Below are 21,916 nucleotides of genomic sequence, written 5' to 3'. Positions count from 1 at the left end.
GCAGGACCACAGGACGTCCGGGTCGATGACGCCGTTCTCCTCGGCGGTGCCGATCAGCGGCCGCTCGGCCTCGGCCAGCGCTGCCGCGGGCACCGAGGCGAGCTGCTCCTCGGACGCCTTCTCCTCGCCCTCGGCGGTCTTGCCGCCGCCCGCGAGCAGGTACGGCGCCTTGGCGTGCGCGTTGTCCCGCAGGGACATGATCAGCAGCTTGGGCGAGAGCGGCTTGCCGGTGTTCCAGGCCGGGCACTGCGACTGGCAGCGGCCGCACTCGGTGCAGGTCGAGAAGTCGAGCAGGCCCTTCCAGGAGAACTGCTCCACCTGGGAGACACCGAAGACGTCGTCCTCACCGGGGTCGGTGAAGTCGATCGGCTTGCCGCCGGAGGTCATCGGGAGCAGCGCGCCCAGCGAGGTCTCGCCCTTGGCGTCGCGCTTGAACCAGATGTTCGGGAAGGCCAGGAAGCGGTGCCAGGCGACGCCCATGTCGGTCTTGAGCGAGACCGTGATCATCCAGATGAAGGAGGTCGCGATCTTGATCATGGCCGTGAGGTAGACCAGGTTCTGCAGCGTGTCGACGCTCGTGCCCCGGAAGGCGGCGGCCAGGGGGTAGGAGGCGAAGTACGCGGCCTCGTAGCCGTGCACCCCGGCGAGGGCGCCCTCCAGGCCGCGCAGAGTCATGATGGCGAGGCCGATGATGAGGATCACGGCCTCGACGAAGTAGGCCTGGCCGAAGTTCGAGCCGGCGAACCGGGACTTGCGGCCGGGCCGGCGCGGGTGGCTGAGCTGCCGGATGACGATGAGCGTGAGGATGCCGAGCGAGGTCATCGTGCCGATGAACTCGACGAACATCTCGTAGGGCAGCCAGTGGCCGATGACCGGCAGCGCCCAGTCGGCCTGGAACAGCTGGCCGAAGGCGTTGATCAGCGTCAGCACCAGGGAGAAGAAGCCGACGGCGACGAACCAGTGGGCGACGCCCACCACGCCCCACCGGTTCATCCGGGTGTGGCCGAGGAACTCCCTGATCACCGTGGCGGTGCGGGCGGTCCAGTCGTCGGTGCGGGTGCCCGCCGGGACGTCCTGGCCGAGCCGTACGAACCGGTAGATCTGCGCGATGGCGCGGCCGAACAGCGCGACGCCGACCACGGCGAGTACCAGCGACACGATGATCGCGGCGAGTTGCATGGGGGCTCCTCGGGCCTGCGAGGGGTCTCTTCGGGTCTCTTGAGGAGGGTGCCCGAAATTACTAAGCGGTAACTTATTCAGTCCGTCTGAGACTACCCGCAATCTTTACTCGCACTGTAGTCAGGTGCGGAGTGATCTGGATCGCTGAGGCTCGCCTGTGCTCCGCTCCCGCAACCCGATCGTGTTATTCGTACATGATTGTTACATTCAGGTCTAATTTGGACTCTGTGCTCTACGGGATCGCCGCCGCCACCACCGCCCTGCTGCTCGCCGCCGTCCTCGCCGCGCTGATCCGGCCGCCCGCGCTGCGGCTCGGCCTGGTCGACCGCCGGCGGGCCCGACCCGTGCCGGCCCTGGGCGGCCTCGCCGTCGTCGGCGCCACCTGCGTGGTCGCGGGGGTCGGCGACTGGAGCGGGGTCGCCCCCCTCGGTGCCGGAGTGGGGGAGCTGCTGATCGCCGGGGGAGCCGTCGCGCTGCTCGGGGTGGTCGCCGACGTGTGGCGGCTGAAGACCCGGTTCCTGCTGTTCGGTACGGCCGTGGCGGCGGCCTGTGTGGTGCCGTACGGCGAGTTCGGGATCGCCGGCGGGGTGCTGGGCGTCGGCTGGATCGCGTTCGTCGCCGTCGCCTTCAAGGGGCTCGACCACGCCGACGGGCTGGCCGGGACGGTCGGGGTGGTGACGGCCTTCGGGGCCGGCGCCTGTGCCGCGGCCGAGGTGATGGACGGGCTCGCCGTGCTGCTGAGCGTGCTCGCGGCCGCGCTCACCGGGTTCCTGATGCACAACTGGCATCCCGCGCGGATCGCCCTCGGCGCCACCGGCTCGCTGTTCGCCGGGTTCGTGCTGGCCGCGGCGGCACTGCTGACCCAGACCGGGCACGACCCCGTCACCGGCGCGGGGGAGCTGTTCGCGCTCACCGCCGTCGCGGGCGCCGACGTCCTGGTGGTGGTCCTGTCGCGGCTGCTCGCCGGGCGGCCGGTGCTGCGGCGCGGCCCCGACCACCTCGCGCACCGGCTGCGGCGGCTGGGGCTCACCTCGCAGGGCGCGACGGTGGTGCTCGGGACCGGATCCTTCGCCGGGGTACTCGTCGCGGTGCTCGTGCATGGCGGCTGGGTCGGCCGGACGGGCGCCACCTGCGTCGCCTGCGTCACCGTCAGCGTCGTACTGCTCCTCCTTCGGGTGCCGGTGTACGGACCCCGGCGGCTTGAATCGACGCAGGTCAGCGGCCACCTGCGTGTAAGGAACGGATAAGAGTTGAGCCCTCTCGACTCAGGTCTGTTGACCCAGGGCGCGGCTTCATGCACACTTGAGTCCGTTCCACTCAAGTCAGCTGGAGGAAATCACCATGGCACGTGCGGTCGGCATCGACCTGGGCACGACTAACTCCGTCGTCAGCGTTCTTGAAGGCGGCGAGCCCACCGTCATCACCAACGCCGAGGGTGCCCGGACCACGCCGTCCGTCGTCGCCTTCGCGAAGAACGGCGAGGTTCTGGTCGGCGAGGTCGCCAAGCGTCAGGCGGTCACCAACGTGGACCGGACCATCCGGTCCGTGAAGCGTCACATGGGCACCGACTGGAAGATCCAGCTGGACGGGAAGGACTTCAACCCCCAGCAGATCTCCGCGTTCATCCTGCAGAAGCTCAAGCGGGACGCCGAGGCCTACCTGGGCGAGAAGGTGACCGACGCGGTCATCACCGTCCCGGCCTACTTCAACGACTCCGAGCGCCAGGCGACGAAGGAGGCCGGCGAGATCGCGGGCCTGAACGTCCTGCGCATCGTCAACGAGCCGACCGCCGCCGCGCTGGCGTACGGCCTCGACAAGGACGACCAGACGATCCTCGTCTTCGACCTCGGTGGCGGCACCTTCGACGTGTCCCTCCTGGAGATCGGCGACGGCGTCGTCGAGGTGAAGGCCACCAACGGCGACAACCACCTCGGTGGTGACGACTGGGACCAGCGCGTCGTCGACTACCTGGTCAAGCAGTTCGCGGCCGGCCACGGCGTGGACCTGGGCAAGGACAAGATGGCCCTCCAGCGCCTCCGCGAGGCCGCCGAGAAGGCCAAGATCGAGCTGTCCTCCTCCACCGAGACCTCGATCAACCTGCCCTACATCACCGCCTCCGCCGAGGGCCCCCTGCACCTCGACGAGAAGCTCACCCGCGCCCAGTTCCAGCAGCTGACCGCGGACCTCCTGGAGCGCTGCAAGACCCCGTTCCACAACGTCATCAAGGACGCCGGCATCCAGCTCGGCGAGATCGACCACGTCGTCCTCGTCGGCGGTTCCACCCGCATGCCCGCCGTCGCCGAGCTCGTCAAGGAGCTGACCGGCGGCAAGGAGGCCAACAAGGGTGTGAACCCGGACGAGGTCGTCGCCATCGGCGCCTCGCTCCAGGCCGGTGTCCTCAAGGGTGAGGTCAAGGACGTCCTGCTCCTCGACGTGACCCCGCTGTCCCTCGGCATCGAGACCAAGGGCGGCATCATGACCAAGCTCATCGAGCGGAACACGACGATCCCGACCAAGCGGTCCGAGATCTTCACCACCGCCGAGGACAACCAGCCCTCCGTGCAGATCCAGGTCTACCAGGGCGAGCGCGAGATCGCGGCGTACAACAAGAAGCTCGGCATGTTCGAGCTGACCGGTCTGCCGCCGGCCCCGCGCGGTGTCCCGCAGATCGAGGTCTCCTTCGACATCGACGCCAACGGCATCATGCACGTGACCGCGAAGGACCTGGGCACGGGCAAGGAGCAGAAGATGACCGTCACCGGCGGCTCCTCGCTGCCGAAGGACGAGGTCGACCGGATGCGCCAGGAGGCCGAGCAGTACGCGGAGGAGGACCACCGCCGCCGCGAGGCCGCCGAGACCCGCAACCAGGGCGAGCAGCTCGTCTACCAGACCGAGAAGTTCCTCAAGGACAACGAGGACAAGGTCCCGGGCGAGATCAAGACGGAGGTCGAGGAGTCCCTCACCGAGCTGAAGGAGAAGCTCAAGGGCGAGGACACCGCCGAGATCCGTACCGCCACCGAGAAGGTCGCGGCCGTCTCCCAGAAGCTGGGCCAGGCCATGTACGCCGACGCCCAGGCCGCCGGTGCCGCGGCCGGCGGTGCCCCCGCCGGTGACGCAGCCGACGACGTGGTGGACGCCGAGATCGTCGACGACGAGCGCAAGGACGGTGCCGCGTGACGGAGGAGACCCCGGGCTTCGAGGAGAAGCCCGACGTCCCCTCCGGCGCCACCCCCGACGACGCCGAGCCGAAGGCCGCTCCCGCAGAGGGTGCGGCCCCGGCCGGGGACGCAAGCGCACAGTTGGCCGGCCTGACGGCACAGCTGGACCAGGTACGCACCGCGCTCTCCGAGCGCACCGCGGACCTCCAGCGTCTGCAGGCCGAGTACCAGAACTACCGCCGCCGCGTGGAGCGGGACCGGATCACGGTCCGGGAGATCGCCATCGCGAACCTCCTGACCGAACTCCTGCCCGTGCTCGACGACATCGGCCGCGCCCGGGAACACGGCGAGCTGGTCGGCGGTTTCAAGTCGGTGGCCGAGTCGCTGGAGACGGTCGCGGCGAAGATGGGCCTCCAGCAGTTCGGCAAGGAGGGCGAGCCCTTCGACCCGACGATCCACGAGGCGCTGATGCACAGTTACGCGCCGGACGTCACCGAGACGACGTGCGTGGCGATTCTGCAGCCCGGGTATCGCATCGGGGAGCGCACCATCCGCCCCGCGCGGGTGGCGGTCGCCGAACCGCAGCCGGGGGCGACGCCGGCGAAGGCCGAAGGAGCCGACGAGGCCCCGGCGGCCGGGGACGAGAAGAAGGACAACGGCCCTGAGGAGGGCTGACGTCGTAGCCATCGAAGTCGTGGACATTGACTGGAAGGAGGGGCGTCGGGGATGAGCACCAAGGACTTCATCGAGAAGGACTACTACAAGGTCCTCGGCGTCCCCAAGGACGCCACCGAGGCCGAGATCAAGAAGGCGTACCGGAAGCTCGCCCGCGAGTTCCACCCGGACGCCAACAAGGGCAACGCCAAGGCCGAGGAGCGCTTCAAGGAGATCTCCGAGGCGAACGACGTCCTCGGCGACCCCAAGAAGCGCAAGGAGTACGACGAGGCACGCGCCCTCTTCGGCAACGGCGGCTTCCGCCCCGGCCCGGGCGCGGGCGGCGGCAGCTTCAACTTCGACCTGGGCGACCTCTTCGGGGGTGGCGCCCAGGGCGGGGGCGGCTTCGGCGGCGGCGGCTTCAGTGACGTCCTGGGGGGCCTGTTCAACCGGGGCGGGGGCGCGGGCACGCGTACCCAGCCGAGGCGCGGCCAGGACATCGAGTCCGAGGTCACGCTCAGTTTCACGGAGGCCATCGAGGGCGCCACGGTCCCGCTGCGGATGTCCTCGCAGGCCCCCTGCAAGGCCTGTTCGGGCACCGGCGACGCGAACGGCACCCCCCGGGTGTGCCCGACCTGCGTCGGCACCGGACAGGTGGCGCGGGGATCCGGCGGCGGCTTCTCGCTCACCGACCCCTGCCCGGACTGCAAGGGTCGCGGCCTGATCGCGGAGAACCCCTGCCCCGACTGCAAGGGCAGCGGACGCGCCAAGTCGTCCCGGACCATGCAGGTCCGCATCCCCGCCGGGGTGACCGACGGCCAGCGCATCCGGCTGCGCGGCAAGGGCGCGCCGGGCGAGCGCGGCGGCCCGGCCGGTGACCTCTACGTCATGGTGCACGTCGACACCCACCCGGTGTTCGGCCGCAAGGAGGACAACCTGACGGTGACCGTCCCGGTGACCTTCACCGAGGCGGCCCTCGGCGGCGAGGTCAGGGTCCCGACCCTGGGCGGACCGCCGGTCACCCTGAAGCTGCCCCCGGGCACGCCCAACGGCCGCACCATGCGCGCCCGTGGCAAGGGCGCGGTCCGCAAGGACGGCACCCGCGGCGACCTCCTGGTCACCGTCGAGGTGAGTGTCCCCAAGGACCTGTCGGGGAAGGCTCGTGACGCGCTGGAGGCGTATCGCGAGGCGACCGCGGGCGAGGACCCGCGGGCCGAGCTGTTCGAGGCCGCGAAGGGAGCATGACGAGATGGACGGCCGTCGACGCAGTGACAGTTTTCGGGGACCTTATGAACTGACCGAGGAGACCCCGGTCTACGTCATCTCGGTGGCGGCCCAGCTCTCCGGGCTGCACCCGCAGACGCTGCGCCAGTACGACCGCCTCGGCCTGGTCTCCCCGGACCGCACGGCCGGGCGGGGCCGCCGTTACTCGGCCCGCGACATCGAACTGCTCCGCCAGGTGCAGGCGTTGTCGCAGGACGAGGGCATCAACCTGGCCGGCATCAAGCGCATCATCGAACTGGAGAACCAGGTCGTCGCGCTCCAGCAGCGCGTCGCCGAGCTCCAGGCGGCGGTGGACGGTGCGGCGGCCGCGATGCAGCAGCGGGAAGCGGCGGTGCACGCCTCGTACCGCCGTGACCTGGTGCCGTACCAGGAGGTGCAGCAGACCAGCGCGCTGGTGGTGTGGCGCCCGAAGAAGGCCAAGGACTGACCGCGACGCGCGTACGAAGGGGCCCGGAGGTGACCGCACCTCCGGGCCCCTTCGTGTCTTCCTGCGGCCGGCTGGCTGGCTTCGTTCGATCCTTTGGTCGTATCCGGGTGCGGGGGCGGCCGGTGCTGATCTTTGCCCGCCCGTGAACTCCCTTTGGATGGAGGGGGCGTAGAGAGCGGCTGGAGGCGGTTCCGCATAGTCTTCACAGGGTCAGCGGAGCGTGGTGTTGCGCACTCGTTAAGTAGTTTTGCTTGACGTCAGGTGTGGCGTACGCGTTGTCTTTTGAGACATCTGGGTCCTCAAGTGGCCCCGTGTCCGGAACGCACCTGAAGTGAGCCCCCGTATGCGTCGTATAGCCATGTTCGTGGCCGCGTCCACGATGACCCTCTCGCTCGCCGGCTGCGGCGTGCTCAACGCGACGGGATCGTCTGCCACCGCGACACCGACCAAGGGCAACGACATCACGGTGGGTGTGCTGATGCCGGACAAGATCAACACCCGGTACACCACCTTCGACTACCCGATCATGAAGTCGAAGATCGCCGAGCTCACGAACAACCAGGGCAAGGTCGACTACGAGAACGCCGCGTCCTCCGCCTCCGCGCAGGCGAAGCAGATGCAGAAGATGATCGACGACAAGGTCGACGTGATCATCCTGGACTCGGTCGACTCGCACGCCATCGCCGGCACGGTGAAGAAGGCCAAGGACGCCGGCATCCCGGTCATCGCCTACGACCGTCTCGCCGAGGGCCCCATCGACGCCTACGTCTCCTTCGACAACGAGCTCGTCGGCGAGGTGCAGGCCCGTACCCTCCTGGAGGGCCTCGGCTCGAACGTCGACACCTCCAACAAGGTCATCATGGTCAACGGCTCGCCGACCGACCCCAACGCCAAGCAGTTCAAGACCGGCGCCATGTCCGAGCTGAGCGGCAAGGTGACGATCGCGGACTCGTACGACACCAAGGACTGGGACCCGGTCATCGCCCAGCAGGAGGTCACCAGGGCGATCAACGCGATCGGCAAGGACAACATCGCCGCCGTCTACTCCGCCAACGACGCCATGGCGGCCGGCGTCGTCAAGGCCCTCAAGGCGGCCGGCATCACCAACATGCCGCCGATCACCGGCCAGGACGCGGACCTCGACGCCATCCACCGGATCCTCAGCGGCGACCAGTACATGACCGTCTACAAGCCGTACCCGGACGAGGCCGAGGCCGCCGCCGAGATGGCCGTCTACAAGGTGCAGGGCAAGGACATCCAGTTCGACGCGCTCACCCAGGACACCGTCGACAGCCCCACCACGAAGGGCATCCCGGCCCAGCTGGTGCAGGTCAACGCCGTCACGAAGAGCAAGATCAAGGACACCGTCGTCGCGGACGGCATCTACAAGATCTCGCAGATCTGCACCGCCGCGTACAAGACGGCGTGCGCCCAGGCCGGCCTCAAGTAGCGCTGCCGCGCTCGCGCCGGTCGGCAGCCGTCAACCCGCGCGCCACCGGCCGCAGGTGAACCGCGAAGGACCCCGGCCCCGCGAACCCGCGTCCGGTGGACGGTCGGGGAGTTCGTCGCGGCGGCGCGTGGGCGAGGGGCCCGCGGCGCGGTTGACCTGGTCGGGCGCGCCGCGGGCCGGAGCGGCCCGCCCGGCAACGCGCCACCCCCGTGGACGCGTTGCCGGGGCCCCGAGCCGAGCGGGGGAGCCGGATCGAGGCCCCGTCGGGTGCCGTCGGCACCCGGGGGAAGCGATCTCCACGATGCCGCCCGCACCCCCTGTCCACCACCGTCATCTTGTTGCAACGGGGTCCCCGGAGGCAGGCGGATAGTGGGGCATAACGTCGCATGACGGCGCCGGGTGTGCGAGGAGCCGTGTTGCGGAGCCGGTCAGGACCGCTCATAGTTGCGCTGCGGAAGAGGCAGCAAACCGGGGGTGGAATGGGCGATGGCCGGGCACGGGACGGAGGAGCATCCACACGGAGCCGACCGACTGTGCGCCGCCGGGGATCGCGTGTACTCCCGGGCCGTGCGCCGGGGCCGGGTGGCACGCACGGATGCCGACGCGGTGCCCTGTCTGCTGGAACTGGCGCTGCTGCACCCTGACCCCGACGACATGGCCTGGCTGGTGCCGACCTCCCCGCAGGAGGTCATGACCCGGCTGCTGCGCGGGGTCTACGACGAGGTGACGGACAGCCAGCGGCGCGTGGGCTCGGCGGTGGCGGCGTTCGAGTGGTACGCCGGGCTGGGGCGGCACCTGCCGGCCCTGACGGCCGCCGCCGACGGTACGGCGGCGATCCGCGTCCTCGACGGGCTGTCACGGATCCAGGCGGCCATGGACGAGGCGACGGAGGCCTGCACGACCGAGGTGCTCACCGTGCAGCCCGGCGGCATCCGCCGGGAGTCGGAGCTGACCGAGGGCCTGCACCGGGCGCTCGCCCTGCGCGGCCGCGGCGTGCGGATGCGCGACCTCTACACCCATGTCGCCCGGCACGGCCAGGGACTGCTCAACTACCTGGAGCTGATGGGCGACGCGGTGGAGGCCCGCACCCTCGACGAGGTCATCGACCGGCTGATCCTCTTCGACCGCACGGTCGCCTTCATCCCCGCGAACGCGGACCGCACGATGGCCCTGGAACTGCGCCACCCGGCCCTGGTCGAGTACTTCGGCACGGTCTTCGAACGCCTGTGGCGCCTGGCGATCCCGCTCACCGCCGCACTGCCCGACACCGGCATCGAGGGCATCTCGCACCGGGAGCAGTCCATCGCGGCGCTGCTCGCCGAGGGCCACCAGGATGCGGTGATCGCGGAACGCCTGGGCATCAGCGTCCGCACCTGCCGGGCCCACATCGCCCGTCTCTCGGAGACGCTGGGCGCGGCCAGCCGTACCCAACTGGGCGTGCGGATCGCGCAGGTGGGCCTGGACCGGCCGCCGGGCGGGGCGAGCGGGGGGCCGGACGCGGCGGGTGGGGCGCCGACCGCGATCAGGCTTCCCGGTCGAGGATCCCCGAGCGTCCGATGAGATAGCCGAGCTGGGCGCGGCTCTCGCTGCCGAGGGTCACGGCCAGCTTGGCGATGTGGTCGCGGGCGGTGCGCACGTTCATGCCGAGGCGTTCCGCGATGACGGCGTCGGTGTGGCCCTCCACGAGGAGGGCGGCGATCGCCCGCTGGCGCGGGGTGACGCCGTTGACGGTGGGGCGGTGCGCCACGTCCGGGTAGATGGGGGTGGCCAGCCGCCACAGCCGGTCGAAGGTGGTGACGAAGTACGTGAGCAGCGCCGGATGCCGGACCTCCAGGGCGAGCGAGCCCTCGGGGTCGGCGGGCACGAAGGCGACCGTGCGGTCGATGACGATCAGCCGGTCGGGCAGTTCGTCCAGGCCGCGGGCCTCGAAGTCGCCCCGTACCTCCTCGAAGACGCCGTACACCTCCGGCACATGGCGCAGGGTGTGCTGGTAGAGGGCGCGGATGCGGGCGCCCCGGTCGAGGAGCGCCTGGTCGCGGTTGCGGGCGGCCGCGGCGGCGGCCCGGCCGCGGGCGCCGGTGAGACCGGCGTGCGACTGGATGCAGAGCACCTCCCGACCCGCCTCGGCCATGGCGTCGGTGATGGCCTGGTTGATGCGGCGGGTGCCGGTGTGCAGGCGCAGCGTCGGGGTGCCGCTGTCCGCCGGGCTCGGCGCGTGGACCTTCGTCAGCGGCTCGAACAGCGCCACGAGCCGCTCCTCGCGCCGCCGTTCGTCGGCGATGCGGGCGGCGGCGGAGCGCAGCAGCCGGTGCAGGGCCGCGCCCGGGGGCTCGGGCTCCAGCCGGTCCAGGTCGTCGAGGGCCGGGTGGAGGAGGCCGAAGTCGGTCAGACACGGCGCGTCGGCGGCGTCCCGGGCACTCACGTACCCGACGCGCAGCGCGCGCTCGTACAGCTTCGCGCCGGCCGGGCACAACTCCTCGACCCCGTGCTCGCAGTGGGTCACCGGGTACCGTCCGCATGCGCGTGCGCGGTATGACGGGCGGCCGTCATCGCCCGCCGCCCTCCTCGGGGAGCTTGCTCTCCAGGATCCCCGACTGGGCGATCAGATAACCGAGTTGGGCGCGGCTGCCGCTGCCGAGCACCTGGGCCAGCTTGGCGATGTGGGCCCGGCAGGTGCGGACGTTCATGCCGAGCCGACGGGCGATGGCCTCGTCGACGTGGCCCTCGACGAGCAGCTTCGCGATCGAGTGCTGGATGTCGGTGATGCCGTCGGGAGCCGTCTCGTAGGGGGCGCCGGCGCTCAGCGGCACGGCCCGGGTCCACATGAACTCGAACACCTTGATGAGGTAGCGGACCAGACCGGGGTGGCGCAGTTCCAGAGCGACCTGCTGGTCCTCACGCGTGGGGATGAAGGCGACCGTCTCGTCACAGATGATCAGCCGCTCCACCAGCTCGTCTATGGAGCGGTACTCCACCTTGCCGTCGGCGAGCTGGGCCCCGTAGGCCAGCTTCTCCTGGCTGTAGCGGGCGGTGTGCTGGTACAGCGTCCGGATCCGCACGCCCCGGTCGATGAGGGGTCGGTCGCGTTCCAGCCCGCGCAGCATGCTGGCCTCGGAGATCCGGTCGCTGGGCTGGACGGTCAGCATCTCCGTGTGGCACTGGGCCGTTGCCAGGTTGAGCGCGGCGTTGATGCGCTCGCCGCCCTCCAGCACCGTGATGGAGCCTCCGCCCGTGGCCGGCTGGCCGCCGATGGACAGGAAGGGTTCGAAGACGCCGGCGATGTCGTTGGCCAGCCGACGGCGTTCGGTGATCTCCCGTTCCAGGGGGTTGAGGCGCTGGGCCAGGGCGATCGCCGGCGGCACCGGCCGCAGCAGGTTCGGGTCGTCGGGGTCGGGGTGCAGCAGGGCGGAGTCCACCAGGCAGGGCGCGGGTTCCGCGTCCGCGCGCGCGATGCCTCCGGCGCGCAGCGCGGCCGCATACAGGCGACTACCCTCCGTACACAGCTCGTTCATGGCATGGGGATGTGTCCCTTTTGAGTTGTTTGTTACCAAAACTCCACCCCCCAGGGTCCTGAACATGCAGGAACATGATGCACCGATTGTGTGGCCATGACGTGCCCGAATGAGCCATCGTCGTACCTGACGGGGGAAAAGGGGACCTTCAAGTGAGGACGAAGCCGAAGATGCGTAACAGACTGCTTCGCTCGGTACTTGTCGCCGCCTTGTCCGCCGTCGCAGCCTTCGGGGCGCTCAGTGGTTTTTCGGCCGCCGGCAAGAGTGAGGTACGTGCGAACAGCAGCTGGCCGGCGGTTGCCGTGAACTCCGAGACTGTCGGCGCTACTGATTCCGTGACCGATGGAGCCGGGAGCTGACGTGACCACCCCACCCGACGACCGATCCTTCCGCCGTGAGATGGCGACCGCGTACCGATCCGGCTGGCACTTCATCGACCTGGTCACCGCCATCCCCCACAGCGGTGACTCACTGATGGTGACCGTCTTCGGTGAGCCGGTCGTCGTCACGCGGGACGAGGACGAGGACGTGCGGGCGTACCGGTGCCTGCGCAAGCCGCGGGGTGCGCCACAGCCCGTGCGCTGTGCCGTCCGGTACGGAATGATTTTCGTGAACCTGGACCAACGGGACCACCGGCTGGCTGAGCCGGAGGTGCCGGACGTGAGGACCATCTCGGCCACCCCCCGCAGTGCCTGACGCGATTCCCCCGTCGTAAAAAGATCGCTCAGGTACTTCCCCCCGCAGCGGCGTCACCGTGACCTGAACACGGTGACGCCGCTGCAGTTTTGTGGGGACATTTCCTGGTGTCCGCCGTTTCCTGTCGCCCGTCACGGTGGCTGAAACCCGCCGGTGACCCCGTCTCTCCCCGCACCGTCACCGGAAGACCTCCCGCTCGCACCTTGAGTGGAATAGACTCAAGTTTGTGTACGTTGGCTGAGTCAGTACCGGGATCAGCATGGGGACGTAGGAGGAGAACGCGAACGTGGACGCCGAGCTGACCAACAGGAGCCGGGACGCGATCAACGCGGCCAGCAGCCGGGCCGTGACCGAGGGGCACCCGGACCTCACCCCTGCCCACCTGCTGCTGGCTCTGCTCCAGGGGCAGGACAACGAGAACATCACCGACCTGCTCGCCGCGGTCGACGCCGACCAGGCCGCTGTCCGTGCGGGCGCCGAGCGGGCCATCGCCGCGCTGCCAAGCGTGACCGGCTCCACGGTCGCGCCCCCGCAGCCCAACCGCGAACTGCTCGCGGTCATCGCCGACGCCGGCGAACGCGCCAAGGACCTCGGCGACGACTACCTCTCCACCGAGCACCTGCTCATCGGCATCGCCGCGAAGGGCGGCGCGGCCGGCGAGGTGCTCGACCGGCAGGGCGCCACCGCGAAGAAGCTGGCCGACGCCTTCCAGAAGGCGCGCGGCGGACGCCGGGTGACCACCGCCGACCCCGAGGGCCAGTACAAGGCGCTGGAGAAGTTCGGCACGGACTTCACGGCCGCCGCCCGGGACGGCAAGCTCGACCCGGTCATCGGCCGGGACACCGAGATCCGCCGCGTCGTCCAGGTGCTGTCCCGCCGCACCAAGAACAACCCCGTGCTCATCGGCGAACCCGGCGTCGGCAAGACCGCCGTGGTCGAGGGGCTCGCGCAGCGGATCGTGAAGGGGGACGTGCCGGAGTCCCTCAAGGACAAGCGGCTGGTGGCGCTGGACCTCGGAGCCATGGTCGCCGGGGCCAAGTACCGCGGCGAGTTCGAGGAGCGGCTGAAGACCGTCCTCGCCGAGATCAAGGACTCCGACGGCCAGATCATCACCTTCATCGACGAGCTGCACACCGTCGTCGGCGCCGGTGCGGGCGGCGACTCCGCCATGGACGCCGGCAACATGCTCAAGCCGATGCTGGCCCGTGGCGAACTGCGCATGGTCGGCGCCACCACCCTCGACGAGTACCGCGAACGCATCGAGAAGGACCCGGCGTTGGAGCGCCGCTTCCAGCAGGTGCTGGTCGCCGAGCCGACCGTCGAGGACACCATCGCCATCCTCCGTGGCCTGAAGGGCCGTTACGAGGCCCACCACAAGGTGCAGATCGCGGACTCGGCGCTGGTCGCCGCCGCGACCCTGTCCGACCGCTACATCACCTCCCGCTTCCTCCCCGACAAGGCGATCGACCTCGTGGACGAGGCCGCCTCCCGGCTCCGCATGGAGATCGACTCGTCCCCCGTCGAGATCGACGAACTCCAGCGCTCCGTCGACCGGTTGAAGATGGAGGAGCTCGCCCTGGAGAAGGAGACCGACCCGGCCTCCGTGGAACGCCTGGAGAAGCTGCGCCGCGACCTCGCCGACAAGGAGGAGGACCTGCGCGGCCTCAACGCCCGCTGGGAGCGCGAGAAGCAGTCCCTGAACCGGGTCGGCGAGCTGAAGGAGAAGCTCGACGCGCTGCGCGGCACCGCGGAACGCGCCCAGCGCGACGGCGACTTCGACACCGCCTCCAAGCTGCTGTACGGCGAGATCCCGCAGCTGGAGAAGGAGCTGGAGGCCGCCTCCGAGGCCGAGGAGGAGACGGCCAAGGACACCATGGTCAAGGACGAGGTCGGCTCCGACGACATCGCCGACGTGGTCGCCGCCTGGACCGGCATCCCGGCCGGCCGCCTGCTGGAGGGCGAGACCCAGAAGCTGCTCCGCATGGAGGACGAGCTGGGCCGCCGCCTGATCGGCCAGACCGAGGCCGTACGCGCGGTCTCCGACGCCGTCCGCCGCTCCCGCGCCGGCATCGCCGACCCCGACCGCCCCACCGGCTCCTTCCTCTTCCTCGGCCCGACCGGCGTCGGCAAGACCGAACTCGCCAAGGCGCTCGCCGACTTCCTCTTCGACGACGAGCGGGCGATGGTCCGCATCGACATGTCGGAGTACGGCGAGAAGCACAGCGTGGCCCGGCTGGTCGGCGCCCCGCCCGGATACGTCGGCTACGAGGAGGGCGGCCAGCTCACCGAGGCGGTCCGCCGCCGCCCGTACACCGTGGTCCTCCTGGACGAGGTGGAGAAGGCCCACCCCGAGGTCTTCGACATCCTCCTCCAGGTCCTCGACGACGGCCGCCTCACCGACGGCCAGGGCCGCACCGTCGACTTCCGCAACACCATCCTGGTCCTCACCTCGAACCTGGGCAGCCAGTACCTGGTCGACCCGGCGCTCAGCCCGGAGGAGAAGAAGGAGCAGGTCCTGGAGACGGTCCGCAGGTCCTTCAAGCCGGAGTTCCTGAACCGCCTGGACGACCTGGTGGTCTTCTCGGCCCTGGAGAAGGACGAGCTGGCCCGGATCGCCCAGCTCCAGATCGACCGCCTGGCACGCCGCCTCGCCGACCGCCGCCTCGCCCTGGAGGTCACGCCCGAGGCCCTGGCCTGGCTCGCCGACGAGGGCAACGACCCGGCGTACGGCGCCCGCCCGCTGCGCCGCCTGGTCCAGACCGCCATCGGCGACCGCCTGGCCAAGGAGATCCTCTCCGGCGAGGTCAAGGACGGCGACACGATCCGCGTGGACGCCTTCGGAGAGGGCCTCCTGGTGGGTCCGGCGACCGCCGAAGGCACGGCCGGGACGCCCGGCCGGGACACCGGAAAGACGCTCTGAGCTGAATTCCGCCAACGGGAGGTGAACCCGCCGGGGCGGGGGTTGCCACCCCCCTCCCCGGATGGGGGAGGATGGCGGGATCCGCATGAAGGGAAAAACACGGTGAGCATCGACCCGTCCTCGATTCCGAACTTCGGGGGCCAGCCCGAGCCGCAGCCCCAAGGACCGGCGGGCCCCGTCGTCCCGGATCAGGATCTTGTGAAGCAGCTCCTCGACCAGATGGAGCTCAAGTACGTCGTCGACGACGAGGGCGACCTCGCGGCGCCGTGGGAGCAGTTCCGTACGTACTTCATGTTCCGCGGTGAGGACGAGCAGGCGGTCTTCTCGGTGCGGACGTTCTACGACCGGCCGCACAAGATCGACGAGAAGCCGCAGCTCCTGGAGTCCATCGACGACTGGAACCGGCGGACCCTGTGGCCCAAGGTCTACACCCACACCCACGACGACGGCACCGTCCGTCTCATCGGTGAGGCGCAGATGCTGATCGGCACCGGCGTCGACATCAACCACTTCGTCTCGTCCACGGTCAGCTGGGTGCGGGCCGCCATCGAGTTCGACAAGTGGCTCGTCGAGCAGCTCGGCCTGGAGGAGGACGTCGACGGGGCCGAGAAGCCGGAAGACGGCGACGAGTAACCAGCGGACCTACAGCGGTGTGTGCGCGTACACGACGAGGTACGCGCCGTAGCCGAACGAGAGCCCGGCCAGGGCCGTGACCACCACCGTCGCGTGCCAGGGCCGGGCTCTCGCCGTGCGGACCAGCGCCCGTGCCGGCGGCAGCAGCAGCGGGAAGGCCGGGAGCAGGAAGCGCGGCTTCGACTCGAAGAAGCCCGAGCCGCCGAGCGTGATCAGGAGGAGCACGGCGGTGTAGGCGAGCAGCGGGAGCGGCGGGCGGTCCAGGGCCAGCAGGGCGTACAGGAGCACCCCGGCCGCCACGATCAGCAGGGCCATCGAGAAGACGAAGCGGTCGCCGTGCAGGAGCAGCGCGCGGGCGAAGCGCAGGGAGCCCCGGCCCAGGTCGAAGCGCGAGCCCCACCGGCGCTGCACCTCGAAGTAGCCGCCGAGCGGGTCGCCGGTGCGGCCGCCCACCCACAGGACGTAGGCCGCCCACCCGACCGGGGCGAGCGCCGCGCCCGTCCACAGCCTGTGGGTGACCCGGCCGCGGCGGCGGTGGAACTCGCAGCCGGCGGCGACGAGCACGGCCGCGGCGACCGCGAAGCCGTTGGGCCGGGACAGGCCGGCGAGGGCGGCCAGCGCGCCCGCCCACAGCCAGTTGCCGCCCAGCACCGCGTACAGGGACCAGGCGGCGAACGCGGTCAGCACCGGCTCCGTGTACGCCATCGACAGCACCACGGAGTGCGGGAGCAGGGCCCACAGCACGACCAGGGCGGTGCCGACCGCGCGGCCGTGCAGCCGGGTGCCCACCGCGTAGACGCCGGCCGCGGCGACGGCCGCCGCGGTCCAGGAGACCAGCAGCGCGGCCCCCGCCCCGCTGAGCGGGGTCACCGCCGTGAGGGTGCGGATCAGCGCCGGGTAGAGCGGGAAGAACGCCAGGTCGCTGTGGACGACACCGGACCCGAAGTGCAGGGTGCGGCCGTAGCCGTGGGCGGCGATGCCCAGGTACCAGGCCGAGTCCCAGGACCGGCCGAGGAGGGTCAGCGGATGCCCGCCGCCCGCCCACGCCACCAGCGCGAGCACGGCCATACCGGTGAGCCGGACCGCCGCGAACAGTCCCACGGCGACCCCGCCCGCCGTGACGAGGGACAGCCGGGTACCGGGCCGCTGGGCGACGGGCGGGGCGAGGGCGGTGCTGACGTGGCTCACATTCGCACCCTGCCGGGGGATCGCGGTGATGTGCGAGAAATGTGCGCCCGATGGGGTAGCGGCGCCCCTTCCGGACGGCTGCTAGCGTCCGGTTGCGTGGACGAGGGTGGGGACGTGGGTGTGGACGACAGCGTGAACGACGGCGTGAACGACAGCGTGTACGTGGGCAACGCGGGCAAGGACGCGGTACTGGACCGAGGGTGGCTCCTCGGGCACTTCAAGGACCCCGGCGATCCGCGCCACAGCGAGGCCGTGGAGATCAAATGGGGGGTGCACCCCCGCGGCGAGGAGCGGGCGCGGTGGGTGGAGGGCGAGCAGCGCACCGCCCTCCTGATACTCGTCAGCGGCCGCTTCCGCGTCGAGCTCCCCGGCCGCAGCGTGGTGCTGGCGGAGCAGGGCGACTACGTCGTGTGGGGGCGCGGGGTGGACCACTCCTGGCACGCGGAGGAGGACTCGGTGCTCCTGACGGTGCGCTGGCCGTCGGTACCCGGCTACGCGGTGCCGGAGGGTACGGCGTAGCAGCGTGCACGCCCGGAGCCCGAGGCAGAGGCCTGGTGACGAAGGTATGGCCGGCACGCCGGGCGCCGGCTACGACAGGTGCCGCAGCCGTTCCGCCGCCTCCTTGAGTACCTCCGTGCGCTTGCAGAACGCGAATCGTACGAACGGGGCGCCCGCCTTGCGGTGGTCGTAGAAGACCGCGTTGGGGATGGCGACGACCCCGGCGTGTTCCGGCAGGGCGCGGCAGAAGGCGAAGCCGTCGGTTTCTCCCAGGGGCGGATGTCGGTGGTGACGAAGTAGGTGCCGGCGGGCTGGAAGACCTTGAAGCCGGCGTCCGTCAGACCCGCCGCCAGCAGGTCCCGCTTGGCCAGCATGTCCTCGCGGAAGGCGGTGAAGTAGCTGTCGGCGAGGGCCGGCGCCTCGGCGACGGCGTACTGGAAGGGGCCGGAGGAGACGTACGTCAGGAACTGCTTCGCGGAGCGGACCGCCGAGACCAGCCCGCGGCCGCCGTCACCCAGCCGACACCTCGTCGGCCTACCTATTCCTATGTCGTGCGACAGGCCCCGTTGCGGATCCCCGGCACCGGCGGTGAGCGGGCCGCGCAACCTGCCCGGACCGGTCCCCCGACCGTACCGACGGGCTCGGTAACGCGGCACTGTCCGTCGTATCCTGACCACACACGGGAAGGAGCCGTCCATGAGCGTCGACGCGATCGTGCACACCGAGTTCCCCAAGGGGTACACGGTCCTGTTCGGGGCCGACGGAAAGGTGATCATAACCCCGCAGAGCGAAGAGCACTCCAGCACCATCAGGTCGATGCAGATCGACTCCGCTCTCGCCCTCGGCCGTCACGCGAAGGTCACCTCCGACGTCTACATCGACTTCCCCGCCGACGAGAACTCCGCCCCCGATCTGGCGATCCTGCGCGAGGACGCACGCAAGGAAGGCAAGCGCTACAGCTTCGAGGACGTCCTGCTGATCTCCGAGGTCGTCTCGACATCTTCCGCACGCAAGGACTACGACGACTGCACCGCGAAGTACGGCCGCTACGGAATCCCGATCTACCTGGTCGTGGACCCCTACGCCCAGGAAGTCGTCCTTCACACCCAGCCGACCGCCACCGGTTACATCGCGGCACACACCCACGCGTACGGCACGGGCAAGCTCCCCATCCCCCTGGCCGACGGCCGCACCTTCACCCTCGACCTCGACGAACTCCCGCGCCCGGAGCCCGAGGGGGACACCCGCTGACGAGGGACTCCCCGCCGGCCAGGCCCGTGCCGTCGGCACCGCCGTCGCCGGACGTGGTTGTTCCTGGTCGGGGCAGCAGCCGGCTGGGATGGCCTGGTCTCTCGTCGATCGGGCTCGGCCAGGGGGCGTGCCGTTCTGTGCCGTGAGTCCGTGCGACGAAGTCCGATTCGCCGCAAGGATGTTCGGAGCCGCGTTTGCTGGGGGCGCCAACCACCACGTACTGCCCTGGGGTAGCGGGCCCGCTCGTCCTCGGCCGAGTTGCCGGCCCCGGTTCGGCGATAGCGTGGCACGGCAACGGCTGCTGAAGACAGGTGGACGAGATTTCATGCGGATGCGGTTCGAACCCGAGGCCGAGGAGGAGTTCGAGGCGGCGCGTGGGCTGCTGGTCGACCGCCTGGTTCGGTGGGCCGGGGAGCAGGGGCTGCCGGTGGACGGGTACATGGCCGAGGCGGCGCTGGACTACCGGCACCTGGCGACTGCCGACGGCCGACTGGGGCTGTGGGAGTCGCGCCATGTGGAGGAGCTACTGCTCTCCTGGCTTCCCCAGCAGGTCACCGAGCTTCCCGGGGAGGAACGCACCGACGCGCCGGGCACACTGCGCACACTACTGCGCTATCTGCACGCCGCGCAGTTGGCGGACCCGCGCGGCCCCTCACTCCAGGATTCCCTTGCCGCGGTCGACAGGGTCGCGGAGCAGCATCTGGCGGCGATGACGGACCGCACTCGCTGGGGATTGGCGAAGTTCTGGGCGATGACGGCCGCGGAGCAGGGCGTGGACGTCCAGGACGAGGCGGCGTTTCAGCGCTTCGCGGACCGGGCGCAACGCGGGGAGGTCGCCTACGATCAGCAGGCTCTCGCCGCGATCATGGAACGGCGGCTGACCGGCCGCGTGCTGTCCGGCGTGGCCCGGGCCGAGCCGCAGCTGCCCGTGATGCTTCCCCCGGACGACGAACTGCGCCGACGGGCCGAGGCGTCGACGGCCGTCTCGCAGTTGCGCGGACTCGCCGAATGGGTGGGGCAGGGCGGCTGCCCGGTGACGGCGACGGGACGGCTGCGGCTGGCGGAGGCCCGCGAACTGGTGGACGTACTCGGCACCGGCGACAAGGCCGAGGCGGTGCGCTCCTCTGCCGACCTGCCGCGGCTGGGACTGCTGGTGGAGTGGGCGAAGAAGGCACGGCTGGTCCGGGTGGCCAAGGGGCGGTTGTACGCGGTGGCCAAGGCCCGGCCGGTGCTGGCCGACCCGCTCCAGCTGTGGCTGCGCGCCTTCGACGCGAGCTTCGAGCTGCGGCAGGCCCTGATCGGGGCACGCAGCGGCCGGCACATCGAGTCGATGCTCTTCGACGTCTACGAGGGAGTCCTGGATGACGTGCTGAACACGCTCTACAGCCTGCCGTACCCGATGCCCTGGCCGCGGCTGCGCGACACCGTACACCTGGCCTATCGGAGCTCCTTCCAGCTCGACGCCGGGTCGGACCTTCAGCACCGGATGTGGTTCGAGCACGCCGACCGGGACCTGCACGTGGTGCTCGACCTGCTGGACGACCTGGGCGCGATCGAGCGTGACCGTGGGATGGCCGATCCGGTGTTCCTCGACATCGATCCCTCCGATGCCGGTCCCGAACTGCTCGCGGACATGCCGCCGGAGCTCGCGGAGCTGCTGGGCGTCGCGGGGGCGGCAACGGACCCGGCGGCGCGGGAGCGTGCCGATGCCCGGCGGGAGGAGCTGACCGCCGGGCCGGTCGAGCTCATCCGTCTCACCGAGCTCGGTACCCGGGCCGTACGACAGCGGCTGCTGGCGGCCGGCAGGGACGCACCGTTGGTCGGTGAACTGGCCCAGGCGCCGGCGGCCGGCCTGCTGGGGGTGCTGGCCGAGGAGTACGACCCGGACGCCGCCCGCACGGAGCTGGCCGGCTGGATCACGTCCCGCGGCGAGCGGGAAGGTGCCCTGCGGCAACTGACCGACGCCGTAAGGACCATGACCTTCCGCACGCGCGCGCAGGCGATGCTCGACGTGCTGCTGGCGGCGTTGCCGGACGGTGAGGGCGAGCTGCTGCTGCGCACGCTGCGGCGAGACCCACAGTTGGCGCCGCTGGCGCTGAACGCGCTGGCGCACCGTGAGTTGCTGTCCCCAGAGGACATGACCGATGGAGAGTCTCTGCTGGTGCTCGCCGAGAGCCTGCTTCAGTTCGTGGAGTTGGCGGGCGGCGGAGAGGGCGCCGAGGAGACGCTGCGCGCCCAGGGCTCCCAGGCCAGGGACGCGGTTGCCGCCGCGTTGCACTCCGCGCACCCGGACCGGGTCGGACTCGACGAGCTCAGGCAGCTGGCGGCCCGGGCACTGGGTACCCACGGCGCCCGCGTCGGCCGCGCCCGGAAGGCACGGCGCTCCTCAGGCAAGAGCGGCCGCAGGCGGCGCCGCTGACCGGGCAACACCGCCTGCCCCCGGGCGCCGGGTGTGCCGGCACTGGCACGGAGCCGGGCGGAGGGAAACCGATGGGTCCCGGCGTCGTACGTCCTCGGTGGCGCGTTACCGTCGGGGTCGTGGTTGAGGGATGGGGCGAGGACGGGCTGCGGGCCCTGCGTGGCGCGCTGCACGCGCAGGACGGAGTGGCGTTGCCTGCGGCGTTGCGTCGTGGACCCGTGCGTGAGGTGCTGCAGCTGGCCGGCGATGGTGTGGCCGGGGCAGCGGCGCAGGGCCTGCCGGGGGCTGCGGAGATGGCGGCCTTGTTTCTCGGCGCGCTCCAGGAGCGCGGCTTCCGGGGCGATGAGGAACTGGGGACCGGTTGCGGGCGGCCACGGGAGACGCGGCGATCCCCTTCCTGCGCCCGCTCGCGGTCGATCTGGAGATGCTCGCCATGCTGCTGGAGGGCGACCAGGCCGAGTCCGGTGGCCGGATCGATCTGTCCACCGGGGAGTGCCGGCCTGCTTTCACCGATGAGCTGGGGCCTGGGCCCGAGGCCGAGGAGGACGACGATCCCGAGCGATGGCTGTACGAGCCGGCTCTGGGTTCCCGGGCCGGTTACCGGGACATGGAGCTGTTCATCGAAGAGGTCGAGGACGCCGCCCTTG

The 21,916-nt window shown here is 70.7% G+C and carries 17 protein-coding genes and 1 pseudogene; 13 read left to right on the top strand and 5 right to left on the bottom strand.

From position 1 onward, the window contains the following. On the bottom strand, nucleotides 1–1,179 hold a 1,179-nt coding region (locus AB0958_RS27290), incomplete at its 3' end, for a (Fe-S)-binding protein (protein ID WP_366893101.1). Between the two features lie 227 nt (nucleotides 1,180–1,406). Here AB0958_RS27290 and AB0958_RS27285 point away from each other — a divergent pair. The 7 genes from AB0958_RS27285 (at nucleotide 1,407) to AB0958_RS27255 (ending at nucleotide 9,712) form a co-directional block, all read left to right on the top strand. Further along, a complete protein-coding gene (locus AB0958_RS27285; protein WP_366893103.1) occupies nucleotides 1,407–2,426 on the top strand; it encodes an MraY family glycosyltransferase in 1,020 nt (339 codons plus the stop codon). 94 nt (nucleotides 2,427–2,520) lie between these two features. Continuing rightward, nucleotides 2,521–4,356 carry a molecular chaperone DnaK gene (gene dnaK, locus AB0958_RS27280; protein WP_358979045.1) on the top strand — a complete coding sequence of 612 codons (1,836 nt, stop codon included), beginning with the start codon at nucleotides 2,521–2,523 and terminating at the stop codon, nucleotides 4,354–4,356. Beyond that, nucleotides 4,353–5,012: a nucleotide exchange factor GrpE gene (gene grpE, locus AB0958_RS27275; protein ID WP_366893100.1), complete on the top strand. Its 660-nt coding sequence runs from the start codon at nucleotides 4,353–4,355 to the stop codon at nucleotides 5,010–5,012. Before dnaK ends, grpE begins: the two co-directional genes overlap by 4 nt. A gap of 51 nt (nucleotides 5,013–5,063) precedes the next feature. Further along, nucleotides 5,064–6,236, top strand: a complete 1,173-nt coding sequence (dnaJ, locus tag AB0958_RS27270) for a molecular chaperone DnaJ (protein WP_366893099.1) — start codon at nucleotides 5,064–5,066, stop codon at nucleotides 6,234–6,236. A gap of 4 nt (nucleotides 6,237–6,240) precedes the next feature. Continuing rightward, entirely contained in the window at nucleotides 6,241–6,702 is a 462-nt protein-coding gene (locus tag AB0958_RS27265; RefSeq protein WP_358979040.1) for a helix-turn-helix domain-containing protein, read from the top strand. Nucleotides 6,703–7,045: 343 nt separating this feature from the next. Next, nucleotides 7,046–8,152: a substrate-binding domain-containing protein gene (locus tag AB0958_RS27260; RefSeq protein ID WP_366893098.1), complete on the top strand. Its 1,107-nt coding sequence runs from the start codon at nucleotides 7,046–7,048 to the stop codon at nucleotides 8,150–8,152. 486 nt (nucleotides 8,153–8,638) lie between these two features. Continuing rightward, on the top strand, nucleotides 8,639–9,712 hold the full coding sequence (locus AB0958_RS27255; protein ID WP_366893097.1) for a helix-turn-helix transcriptional regulator: 1,074 nt from the start codon (nucleotides 8,639–8,641) through the stop codon (nucleotides 9,710–9,712). Here AB0958_RS27255 and AB0958_RS27250 read toward each other — a convergent pair. After that, nucleotides 9,675–10,655 (bottom strand): helix-turn-helix transcriptional regulator, encoded by a 981-nt coding sequence (locus AB0958_RS27250; protein ID WP_366893096.1) that lies wholly within the window; start codon nucleotides 10,653–10,655, stop codon nucleotides 9,675–9,677. The two genes, AB0958_RS27255 and AB0958_RS27250, sit on opposite strands and share 38 nt — an antisense overlap. Before the next feature lie 43 nt (nucleotides 10,656–10,698). Beyond that, the gene (locus AB0958_RS27245; RefSeq protein WP_366893095.1) at nucleotides 10,699–11,664 is read right to left on the bottom strand and encodes a helix-turn-helix transcriptional regulator; all 966 of its coding nucleotides are present in this window, start codon (nucleotides 11,662–11,664) and stop codon (nucleotides 10,699–10,701) included. A 399-nt stretch (nucleotides 11,665–12,063) separates the two neighbouring features. Here AB0958_RS27245 and AB0958_RS27240 point away from each other — a divergent pair, with 399 nt between their 5' ends. The 3 genes from AB0958_RS27240 (at nucleotide 12,064) to AB0958_RS27230 (ending at nucleotide 15,913) form a co-directional block, all read left to right on the top strand. Next, nucleotides 12,064–12,360: a (2Fe-2S)-binding protein gene (locus AB0958_RS27240; RefSeq protein ID WP_046730465.1), complete on the top strand. Its 297-nt coding sequence runs from the start codon at nucleotides 12,064–12,066 to the stop codon at nucleotides 12,358–12,360. Between the two features lie 286 nt (nucleotides 12,361–12,646). Next, on the top strand, nucleotides 12,647–15,280 hold the full coding sequence (clpB, locus tag AB0958_RS27235; RefSeq protein WP_366893094.1) for an ATP-dependent chaperone ClpB: 2,634 nt from the start codon (nucleotides 12,647–12,649) through the stop codon (nucleotides 15,278–15,280). 102 nt (nucleotides 15,281–15,382) lie between these two features. Continuing rightward, nucleotides 15,383–15,913 carry a YbjN domain-containing protein gene (locus tag AB0958_RS27230; protein ID WP_358979029.1) on the top strand — a complete coding sequence of 177 codons (531 nt, stop codon included), beginning with the start codon at nucleotides 15,383–15,385 and terminating at the stop codon, nucleotides 15,911–15,913. Between the two features lie 9 nt (nucleotides 15,914–15,922). Here AB0958_RS27230 and AB0958_RS27225 read toward each other — a convergent pair whose 3' ends face one another. After that, nucleotides 15,923–17,101 carry a hypothetical protein gene (locus tag AB0958_RS27225; protein ID WP_366893093.1) on the bottom strand — a complete coding sequence of 393 codons (1,179 nt, stop codon included), beginning with the start codon at nucleotides 17,099–17,101 and terminating at the stop codon, nucleotides 15,923–15,925. Nucleotides 17,102–17,245: 144 nt separating this feature from the next. On the opposite strand from AB0958_RS27225, the gene AB0958_RS27220 reads away from it, so the two are divergent. Continuing rightward, on the top strand, nucleotides 17,246–17,620 hold the full coding sequence (locus tag AB0958_RS27220; protein ID WP_366893102.1) for a signal peptidase I: 375 nt from the start codon (nucleotides 17,246–17,248) through the stop codon (nucleotides 17,618–17,620). A 69-nt stretch (nucleotides 17,621–17,689) separates the two neighbouring features. Here the strand turns inward: AB0958_RS27220 and AB0958_RS27215 are convergent. Then, nucleotides 17,690–18,122: pseudogene (locus AB0958_RS27215) on the bottom strand (aminotransferase class I/II-fold pyridoxal phosphate-dependent enzyme); the annotation flags it as partial. Between the two features lie 173 nt (nucleotides 18,123–18,295). Here AB0958_RS27215 and AB0958_RS27210 point away from each other — a divergent pair. Next, a complete protein-coding gene (locus tag AB0958_RS27210; RefSeq protein WP_366893092.1) occupies nucleotides 18,296–18,850 on the top strand; it encodes a Uma2 family endonuclease in 555 nt (184 codons plus the stop codon). A gap of 331 nt (nucleotides 18,851–19,181) precedes the next feature. Continuing rightward, nucleotides 19,182–21,269 (top strand): hypothetical protein, encoded by a 2,088-nt coding sequence (locus AB0958_RS27205; RefSeq protein ID WP_366893091.1) that lies wholly within the window; start codon nucleotides 19,182–19,184, stop codon nucleotides 21,267–21,269. Nucleotides 21,270–21,916: the final 647 nt, after the last annotated feature.

Origin of the sequence: Streptomyces sp. NPDC006655, assembly GCF_040703965.1 — a bacterium.
In the GTDB taxonomy this organism is placed as follows: Bacteria; Actinomycetota; Actinomycetes; order Streptomycetales; family Streptomycetaceae; genus Streptomyces.
Note: the sequence above shows the minus strand (reverse complement) of the source record. Positions and strands in the feature narration are given on the sequence as shown.